Below are 8,543 nucleotides of genomic sequence, written 5' to 3'. Positions count from 1 at the left end.
GAAGCCCTGTGAGGGGTGGAGTTGACCGGTACTAATAGGCCGAGGGCTTGTCCTCAGTTGCTCGCGTCCACTGTGTTGTTCTGAAACAACGACCCCAACCCAGCGTGGTTGGTGCGGTTGACAGTTTCATAGTGTTTCGGTGGTCATAGCGTGAGGGAAACGCCCGGTTACATTCCGAACCCGGAAGCTAAGTCTTACAGCGCCGATGGTACTGCAGGGGGGACCCTGTGGGAGAGTAGGACGCCGCCGAACAATCATTGCTGAAGAACCCCCATCCGGGACCCGGGTGGGGGTTCTTCGCGTTTCCGGGCCGGTGCGTCCCCGGAGGGTTGCCCGAAAAAATCTTGGTCAGTCGTGTCGAGAACCCGTGACCGGCGTCGTCCCCGGGGTGGACGCGGCCACAATGGGTCGCACCAGGCTCCGAGGAGAAGACGATGGCCAAGTACCTGCTGCTGAAGCACTACCGGGGCGCCCCGGAAGCGGTCAACTGCGTGCCGATGGACCAGTGGACGCCGGAGGAGGTCACGGCGCACATCGCGTACATGCAGGAGTTCGCGGCCCGGCTGGAGAAGACCGGCGAGTTCGTCGACGGCCAGGCGCTCGCGCCGGAGGGGACGTGGGTCCGGTACGACGGTGAGGGGCGTCCGCCGGTCACCGACGGTCCGTTCGCCGAGACCAAGGACCTGATCGCCGGCTGGATGGTGATCGACGTCGACAGCTACGAGCGCGCCGTCGAGCTGGCCGGGGAGCTGTCGGCGGCCCCCGGCGCCGGGGGGAAGCCGATCCACGAGTGGCTGGAGCTGCGGCCGTTCCTGGCGATGCCGCCGACCGTCACGGAGTAGACCTCTCCGATGAACGAGGCCCTGCTGAGGAGCCTCACGCCGAGCGTCATCGGCGTCCTCGTCCGCCGCGGAGCAGACTTCGCGGCGGCCGAGGACGCCGTTCAGGAGGCGCTGGTCGAGGCGATCCGGGTCTGGCCGGTCGACCAGCCACGCGATCCCAAGGGCTGGCTGATCACCGTGGCCTGGCGCAAGTTCCTGGACGCGACCCGGTCGGACGCCGCCCGCCGGCGCCGGGAGGACGTGGCCGACCAGGAGCCGGAGCCGGGGCCCGTGGCCGCCGTGGATGACACGCTCCAGCTCTACTTCCTGTGCGCCCACCCGTCGTTGACGCCCTCGTCGGCGGTCGCGCTGACCCTGCGCGCGGTGGGCGGGCTGACCACCCGCCAGATCGCCCGGGCCTACCTGGTGCCCGAGGCGACCATGGCGCAGCGGATCAGCCGGGCCAAGCGCACCGTCTCGGCCGTCCGGTTCGATCAGCCGGGGGACGTCGCCACCGTGCTCCGGGTGCTCTACCTGGTCTTCAACGAGGGCTACTCCGGTGACGTCGACCTGGCGGCGGAGGCCGTCCGGCTGACCCGGCAGCTCGCGGCGGTGATCGACCACCCCGAGGTGGCGGGGCTGCTGGCCCTGATGCTGCTGCACCACGCCCGGCGGGCCGGCCGGACCGGGCCGGACGGCGCGCTGGTGCCGCTGGCCGAGCAGGACCGCGGTCGGTGGGACACCGGGATGATCGCCGAGGGCATCGGGATCCTCCAGGCGGCCCTGGCCCGGGACCGGCTGGGGGAGTTCCAGGCGCAGGCGGCCGTCGCGGCGCTGCACGCCGACGCTCCCACCGCCGAGGAGACGGACTGGACGCAGATCGTCGAGTGGTACGACGAGCTCGTCCGGCTGACCGGGAGCCCGGTGGTGCGGCTGAACCGGGCGGTGGCGGTCGGCGAGGCCGACGGTCCGCGCGCCGGGCTGGCGGCGCTCGCGGAGCTGGACGACACCTTGCCCAGGTACGCCGCGGTGGCGGCGTACCTCCACGAGCGTGACGGGGACCTGGTGGCGGCGGCCCGGCTGTACGCGCAGGCGGCGCACCGGGCGCCGAACCTCGCCGAGCGCGACCACCTGACCCGTCAGGCCGCCCGGCTCAACACGTTGCTGAAGGACCGTCGGCCGACGTGACGCCTCGGTTCAGAGCCGGCCGGCCGCCTTCAGTGCCAGGTAGGTGTCGGCCAGGGCGGGGGCGATCCGGGCCGGCGGGGCGTCCAGGACGGTGACGCCGTGGCGGGTGAGGCGCTCGGCGGTGGCCCGGCGGTCGGCCCGGGTCTGCTCCGCGGCCGCCGCGCCGTAGACCGCCTCCACGGTGCCCCGCCCGGCGGCGAGGACGTCCAGCCGCGGGTCGGCGACCGAGGCGAGGACGACCTCGTGGCGCTTCGTGAGCATCGGCAGCAGCGGGCGCAGGCCGTCCTCGACCGGGGCCGCGTCGAGGCCGGTGAGCAGCACGATCAGCGAGCGCTGCGGCGCCATCTTGAGCGCCGTGGCGACCAGCGAGCGCATGTCGGTCTCGTGCAGCGCGGGTTCCAGGCCCGCCATCGCGTGGGTGAAGGCGGGCAGCACCTCGTGGGCCGAGCTGCCGGCCACCGCGACCCGCTTGCGGGAGTCGTGGGCGAGCAGGTCGACCCGGTCGCCGGCCCGGGTGGCGAGGGCGGTGAGCAGCAGCGCGGCGTCGAGGGCGGCGTCCAGGCGGGGCGCGTCGCCGACCCGGCCGGCCGAGGTGCGGCCGGTGTCGAGGACGACGAGGATGTGCCGGTCGCGTTCGGGGCGCCAGGTGCGGACGGCGACGGTGTTCCGGCGGGCGCTGGCGCGCCAGTCGATGGAGCGGACGTCGTCGCCGGGCAGGTACTCACGCAGGGAGTCGAACTCGGTGCCCTGGCCGCGGGTCAGGACCGAGGTGCGGCCGTCGAGTTCGCGCAGCCGGGCGAGTCGGGAGGGCAGGTGCTTGCGGCTGGCGAACGGGGGCAGTGCGCGGACCGTCCAGGGGACGAGGTGGGAGCCCTGGCGGCCGGCCAGGCCGAGCGGGCCGAGGGAGCGGACCGTCACCCGGTGGGCGTGGTGGTCGCCGCGGCGGGTGGGGGTGAGCACGGTGGTGATCCGGCGCCGCTCGCCGCCGGGGAGGGCCAGGGTGTGGCGGGAGGCGGTCTCGGCGGTGCCGGGGCGCCAGGCGGACGGGGCCCAGGCGTCGCGGACCAGGCCCCGGAGCGGTCGGCCGGACGGGTTGGTGACGGTCAGCTCGACCGTGGCGGGTTCGCCGAGCCGGACGGTGGTGTCGCCGCCGCGCACGAACCGCAGGCCGCGGACCGGGGCGGCGAGCACCAGGTCGACCGCGACGGCGACCAGCACCGCGCCGGTGACCAGGCCGATCCCGGTCCGGGACGGCAGCAGCAGGCCCACGACGAGCGCGCCGAGTGCGGCGAGCAGGGCGGTTCGCCCGGTGAGGGCCATGCGGTGCGCTCCTTCGGAAGCCCGTGAGTCGGAGACCCGTGAGTCGGGGACCGGTGGGTCGGAAGCCCGTGGGCCGGAGGGCCGAACGGGGGCGGTGCGGTGCGGGTGACGGTGCGGTGTGCCGGGTCAGCGGGGAGCGGGCGTCTGGGCGAGGACGGCCTGGATGACGGAGTCGGCGGTGACGCCCTCCATCTCCGCCTCGGCGCGCAGCGCGACCCGGTGCCGCAGGGTGGGCAGGGCCAGCGCCTTGACGTCGTCCGGGGTGACGTAGTCGCGGCCGGCCAGCCAGGCCCAGGCCCGGGAGGCGGCCAGCAGGGCGGTGGCGCCGCGGGGGGAGACGCCGATCGACAGCGACGGGGACTGCCGGGTGGCCCGGCAGAGGTCGACGATGTAGGCGAGGACCTCGGGGGCGACGGTCAGCCCGGCGATCTGCTCGCGGGCGGCGGCCAGGTGCTCGGGCCCGGCGACCGGGCGGACGCCGGCCGCGCCGAGGTCGCGCGGGTCGAAGCCGGCGGCGTGCCGGGAGAGCACCTGGAACTCCTGGTCGCGGTCGGGCAGCGGCAGGATCAGCTTGAGCAGGAAGCGGTCCAGCTGGGCCTCGGGCAGCGGGTAGGTGCCCTCGTACTCGACCGGGTTCTGGGTCGCGGCGACCAGGAACGGGACGGGCAGCGCGCGCGGCTCGCCGTCCACGGTGACCTGGTGCTCCTCCATGGCCTCCAGCAGGGCCGCCTGGGTCTTCGGCGGGGTGCGGTTGATCTCGTCGGCGAGCAGCAGGTTGGTGAAGACCGGGCCGGGCTGGAAGGAGAACTCGGCGGTGCGGGCGTCGTAGACGAGCGAGCCGGTGACGTCGCCGGGCATCAGGTCGGGGGTGAACTGGATGCGCTTGGTCTCCAGGCTCAGGGCGGTGGAGAGGGTGCGCACCAGCAGGGTCTTGGCGACGCCGGGGACGCCCTCCAGCAGCACGTGGCCGCCGCAGAGCAGGGCGACGACCAGGCCGGTGACGGCGGCGTCCTGGCCGACCACGGCCTTGCCGATCTCGGCGCGCAGGGCGGTGAGCGCGGTGCGCGGGTCGGTGGCGGGGGTAGCGGGTGCCGTGCCGGGGACGGGGCGGAGCTGGGCGGTTGCCTGGTCGGTCACGGGTTCCGTACCTGCCTTTCGAGGGCGTCGAGGTCGTCGGCGAGCCGCAGCAGTGCGGCGTCGTCGGTGGGGGGCGGGCCGTACAGCAGGGCCCGGACGTCCCCGGTGGGCCGTTCGGGCAGTCGGCCGGCCACGGCGACGCAGAGCGCGTCGGGGTCGGGGGCGCCTGCCTGGAGCGGGACGCCCAGGGCGGGGGCGAGGCGGTGGGCGGTGGCGCCGCGCAGCGCCTCGGCGGCGCGGCCGCGGGCCCTGGCCCGCCGGTAGAGCCGGGCGCGGCCCTCGGTGGTCTCGGCGGCGCGGACCACCACCGGCAGGTTCTCGCTGACCACCGGGCCGAGCCGGCGTCCGCGCCAGAGGGCGGCGAGCACGGCGGCGACGGCGAGCTGGTAGCCGGCCCAGTGCCAGCCGCTCGGCAGGTAGTCGCCGAAGGTCTTGGTGCGGGCGCCCTCGGGGGCCGGGACGGAGTAGTCGGGCAGGTGCCAGCTGAGGCGGGGCTGCGAGCCGAGCAGGCCGAGCGCCAGGGAGGCGTTGCCGTCCTTGGCCAGCTCGCCGTTGTGCAGGAAGGCGCCGCTGCCGAGCACGATGACGTCGCGGTCCCCGTCGCCGACCGGGAGGCTGACCAGCGGGTAGCCGTGGCCGCGCGGGTAGCAGCCCTGGCCGCGGCTGCCGCTGGTGTAGAGCATGCCGCCCTGCTGGGCGCTGCCGGCCCGGACGGCCTCGGTGAGCGAGCACTCCGCCGTGGTGGAGCGGACGGCGGCGTACGGCAGCCCGCCCGCGTCGTCGGACAGCCGGATGCCGGGGGCGAGCGCGGTGAGCGCGGCCGGGCCGGGGGCGACCAGCACCAGCCGGCGGTGCCGGGCGGCGGCGACGGCGCGCAGCTGGTCGGGGCTGAGCAGGTCGGGTTCGGGCAGCACGAGGGTGTCCGGGCCGTCCGGGGCGGCGGCCGGGTCGGTGCCGAACCCGGTCTTCAGGCCCTGGCGTTCGAGCAGGGCGACGACGGCGTGGGTGCCGTCGCGGTCGTACGAGCGCGGGTCGAGCGCCGGGTAGCGGCGGTCCTGGCCGAGCGCGGAGACGGCGGCGGCGCCGATCAGCAGGGCGGCGAGGACGGCCAGGTACCAGCGGGCCCGGCGCCACAGGCCGCGCGTGGTGGGGGCGAGGCTGGTCGGGACGGCGGGCGCGGTCGCGGGGGTGGGCGCCCCGGCGTCGGGCGGGGTCGCGGGGACGGTACCGGTCATGCCGCTCCTCCCGGGGTCGGGGCCGGGACGGGGGCTTCGGCGGCGTCGGGCGCGAGGACCGGGCGGGTGCGCTCCAGCGTCCGGTCGAGTTCGTGCAGCAGCCGGTAGGCGTCGTGGTCGGCGGTGCGCTCGCCGTACGCGATGTCGTCGAAGGTCCGGGCGGCCGCGGCCAGGGCGGCGGCGTGCTCGGGCAGGGCCCGGCCGGCCTCGGCGGCGGCCTCGTCGGCGGTGCGGCCGGGGCGGGTGTCGAGCAGGGTGCGTTCCTCCAGGCTGCGCACCAGGGCGCGCATCTGCTCGCGGACGGCCTCGGTCCAGCGTCCGGCGGCGGCGTGCCCGGCGGCGTCCGCGCGGTACTGGTCGGCGCTGCGCGGGCCTTCGGCGCCGTACACGTCCTGGACGGTGCGGGCGGCGCGGCGGGGTGCGCCGAGGCGCCACCAGAGCGCGGCGCCGATCAGCACCGCGACGATGACGAAGAGGACCAGTCCGGTGGTGCCGGTGGTGCCGTCGCCGGAGATGCTGTCGAGCGCGCCGGCGATGCGGTCGTAGAACCAGTCCGTGATCCGCTGCAGCACGGACGGGTCGTGCTTGTGGTACTCCGCGTCGAGCAGCTCGTCGCGGGCGGCGTCGCGTGCCGGGTCACGTGGCACGGTGACCGGTGCTCCGCCTGCGGCGAGGAGCCTGTCCCCCCAGTCAGACATCCGGCTCAGCGCCTCGCCGCGGTCGGGTCGCCCGGCCCGGTGCCGCCGTGCTCGGGCAGGCCGGCCGCGCGGGCGAGCTCGATGTCCAGGGCCTCGCGGCGGATCCGCTGGTCGATGTAGACCAGCACGCCGACGGCGGCGATGAACGGGGTGGTGAAGGTGCCGGCGATGATCCCGGCGACCGCCAGCAGGAGCAGCATGGCGACGCCCCGGTCGGCGGAGTCGGGCAGGCCCTGGCCGTCGAGGCTCTCGAAGCCCAGTGCCAGGCCGATGAACTGGGCCGGGACGGCGATGACCAGCGCGACGACGAGCGCCAGCACGTGGCCCAGCAGGGTGATGCCGAGGATCCGCCACCAGGCGCCGCGGGCCAGGCGCCGCGCGCGCGACAGCGCCGTCAGCACGCCCTGCTTCTCCAGCATCAGGGCGGGGGCGGCGAGGCTGAAGCGGATCCACAGCCAGACGGCGACCGGCACGATCAGCAGGGCGACCAGCGCCAGCAGGCCCTTGATCGCGGGTGAGCCCGCGCCGCCGGCCTCGTAGCCGAGCAGCGGGACGAAGCCGAGCAGCACGACCCCGGGGCCCATCAGGGCGGTGATCAGGGTCAGGCCGAGCAGCTGCAGCAGCCGGGGGCGGGCGTCGCGCCAGGCCTCCCCGGCGGTCGCCGACCGGCCGAGGACGGCGCGGCTGACCACGATGGTGAGCAGCGCGGTGGCGAAGACGTTGAGCAGCAGGTCCAGCGGCAGGCCGGCCAGCAGCCGCAGGACCTGGGTGGCCTCGCCGGTCCTGCCCTTGACCATCAGGTTGACCAGGACGGTGCCGGCCTGGGAGAGCACGGCGAGGCCGAGCGAGAGGGCGAGCACGGTGCGCCAGTTCCGGCGGACGGTGGTGACGGCACCGTCCAGCAGTTCGCCGGTGTTCAGCGGCCGCAGGGGGATGACGCCGGGCTTGGGGCTCGCGGGGGCGCCCCAGCCGTACGGGCGGTGCCCGCCGGAGGGCTGTCCCCACTGCTGTCCGCCGCGGGGGGCGCCGGCCGGACCGGTCCAGCCCGGGGCGGCCTGCGGTGGTGCCGACGGCCCGGGCGCGGCGGCGGTCGCGTCGGCCGGGGGCCGGGCGTCGTCGCGGGGCGGCTCGGACGAGCTGGGCGAGGCCCAGCCCGGGGTGTCGGTCATCACTGCTCCTCGGAGGGCGTCACGGGCGCGACTGCGAACGGATCTTCCGCCCGCGCGCAGCGCCCATCGTGCCATGGGCCGGAAACCGGCCCCAGCGCGATCCGGTTGCTGATCGGCAACGGGCGTCCGCGGCGGGGCGGGTGGTGGTCAGCGGTGGGGCGGGAGGGGGTCCGGAGGTGTTCCCGGCGGGGGTATTCGCCCGGTATGGCCGGAATGCACCGGTGGGGGAGTTGGCCGTTCTGGAGCAATGGCACTGCTGTGCGGCAGGTCACAATCCGGTAATGAGAAGATGGACGCATGAAGGGACGCGTCCTCGTCGTTGATGACGACTCCGCACTGGCCGAGATGCTCGGCATCGTGCTGCGTGGTGAGGGTTTTGAGCCGTTTTTCGTCGCGGATGGGGACAGGGCGCTAGCCGCGTTCCGGGAGACCAAGCCCGACCTGGTCCTCCTCGACCTGATGCTGCCCGGCCGGGACGGCATCGACGTGTGCCGGCAGATCCGGGCGGAGTCCGGCATCCCGATCGTCATGCTGACCGCGAAGACCGACACGGTCGACGTCGTGGTGGGCCTGGAGTCGGGTGCCGACGACTACGTCACCAAGCCGTTCAAGCCCAAGGAGCTGGTGGCCCGGGTGCGTGCCCGGCTGCGCCGCGCCGAGGAGCCCACGCCCGAGCAGCTGACCATCGGCGACCTGGTGATCGACGTGGCCGGCCACTCCGTGAAGCGGGACGGGCGGGGCATCCCGCTGACCCCGCTGGAGTTCGACCTGCTGGTCGCGCTGGCCCGCAAGCCCTGGCAGGTGTTCACCCGCGAGGTGCTGCTGGAGCAGGTCTGGGGCTACCGCCACGCGGCGGACACCCGTCTGGTCAACGTCCACGTGCAGCGCCTGCGCTCCAAGATCGAGAAGGACCCGGAGCGCCCCGAGATCGTGGTGACCGTCCGCGGCGTCGGCTACAAGGCCGGACCCAGCTGA

At 75.1% G+C, this 8,543-nt stretch carries 8 protein-coding genes and 1 rRNA gene; 4 read left to right on the top strand and 5 right to left on the bottom strand.

Features of this window, described 5'->3' with window-relative positions; translation table 11 throughout:
- The first annotated feature begins 135 nt into the window (after positions 1-135).
- The 3 genes from rrf (at position 136) to ACIQI7_RS35465 (ending at position 2,009) form a co-directional block, all read left to right on the top strand.
- Positions 136-252, top strand: a 5S ribosomal RNA gene (rrf, locus tag ACIQI7_RS35475).
- Positions 253-434: 182 nt separating this feature from the next.
- Complete coding sequence (locus ACIQI7_RS35470; protein ID WP_401118074.1) at positions 435-842, top strand: YciI family protein; 408 nt, start codon at positions 435-437, stop codon at positions 840-842.
- 9 nt (positions 843-851) lie between these two features.
- Complete coding sequence (locus tag ACIQI7_RS35465; protein WP_401118072.1) at positions 852-2,009, top strand: RNA polymerase sigma factor; 1,158 nt, start codon at positions 852-854, stop codon at positions 2,007-2,009.
- Between the two features lie 9 nt (positions 2,010-2,018).
- Here the strand turns inward: ACIQI7_RS35465 and ACIQI7_RS35460 are convergent, their stop codons facing one another.
- The 5 genes from ACIQI7_RS35460 to ACIQI7_RS35440 all read right to left on the bottom strand — a co-directional run bounded on the left by ACIQI7_RS35460 (position 2,019) and on the right by ACIQI7_RS35440 (position 7,568).
- Positions 2,019-3,329, bottom strand: coding sequence for a DUF58 domain-containing protein (locus ACIQI7_RS35460; protein ID WP_401118070.1), 1,311 nt, complete (start codon positions 3,327-3,329; stop codon positions 2,019-2,021).
- Between the two features lie 126 nt (positions 3,330-3,455).
- Positions 3,456-4,466 (bottom strand): AAA family ATPase, encoded by a 1,011-nt coding sequence (locus tag ACIQI7_RS35455; RefSeq protein ID WP_401118068.1) that lies wholly within the window; start codon positions 4,464-4,466, stop codon positions 3,456-3,458.
- Positions 4,463-5,701, bottom strand: a complete 1,239-nt coding sequence (locus tag ACIQI7_RS35450) for a DUF4350 domain-containing protein (RefSeq protein WP_401118066.1) — start codon at positions 5,699-5,701, stop codon at positions 4,463-4,465. The genes ACIQI7_RS35455 and ACIQI7_RS35450 overlap by 4 nt, the downstream gene beginning before the upstream one ends.
- Positions 5,698-6,399 (bottom strand): DUF4129 domain-containing protein, encoded by a 702-nt coding sequence (locus ACIQI7_RS35445; protein WP_401118064.1) that lies wholly within the window; start codon positions 6,397-6,399, stop codon positions 5,698-5,700. The genes ACIQI7_RS35450 and ACIQI7_RS35445 overlap by 4 nt, the downstream gene beginning before the upstream one ends.
- A 5-nt stretch (positions 6,400-6,404) precedes the next feature.
- On the bottom strand, positions 6,405-7,568 hold the full coding sequence (locus ACIQI7_RS35440; RefSeq protein ID WP_401118062.1) for a hypothetical protein: 1,164 nt from the start codon (positions 7,566-7,568) through the stop codon (positions 6,405-6,407).
- 297 nt (positions 7,569-7,865) lie between these two features.
- Here ACIQI7_RS35440 and mtrA point away from each other — a divergent pair, with 297 nt between their 5' ends.
- Complete coding sequence (gene mtrA, locus ACIQI7_RS35435; RefSeq protein ID WP_030247322.1) at positions 7,866-8,543, top strand: MtrAB system response regulator MtrA; 678 nt, start codon at positions 7,866-7,868, stop codon at positions 8,541-8,543.

This window comes from Kitasatospora sp. NPDC092039, from assembly GCF_044756065.1.
GTDB lineage: Bacteria > Actinomycetota > Actinomycetes > Streptomycetales > Streptomycetaceae > Kitasatospora.
Note: the sequence above shows the minus strand (reverse complement) of the source record. Positions and strands in the feature narration are given on the sequence as shown.